Genomic DNA, 417 nt, shown 5'->3' with positions numbered 1-417 from the left:
GTGACTGAGAAGGGTGCCGCGAACGCCGTGGTTGGCCGACCGGTCCACCGTTCGATGAACATACGCGAGCGCAAGAGCTCGGCGGCCAGGTCAGCGGTCGACAGGCCATCGATTGCACGATGCGTCGCCATATGGCTGCCGAAGAACGCACCTTCGCCGGCGAGGCGTCGCACCGTCCCGGCATCCATAAGCTGCGCCGGCGGACCGTTGTGGGCGTCCCACTCTGCACTCTTGCCAACCAGGTCCGTCACCAGGAACACTTCCGCGGTCAGGTCGCTCGCACGCAAGATCGGCCAGGCATGGTCGGCAAAGTTCTGAAAACCGTCATCGAAGGTGATGAGCACCGGGCGGCCAACGAAAGGCTGACGGTTGGCGATGGACCATTCCAGCTGCTCGGACGCAATCGCGTGAAAACCG

General features: G+C 63.8%; 1 protein-coding gene. It reads right to left on the bottom strand.

Annotation, left to right across the window (positions count from 1 at the left end):
* A partial coding sequence (locus EOA29_RS40400; protein WP_245468886.1) for a polysaccharide deacetylase family protein occupies positions 1-344 on the bottom strand: 344 nt, incomplete at its 3' end.
* Positions 345-417: the final 73 nt, after the last annotated feature.

Origin of the sequence: Mesorhizobium sp. M1E.F.Ca.ET.063.01.1.1 (assembly GCF_003998155.1) — a bacterium.
Classification (GTDB): Bacteria; Pseudomonadota; Alphaproteobacteria; order Rhizobiales; family Rhizobiaceae; genus Mesorhizobium.
The sequence above is the reverse complement of the archived record's forward strand: the minus strand, read 5'-3'. Positions and strand labels throughout refer to the sequence as shown.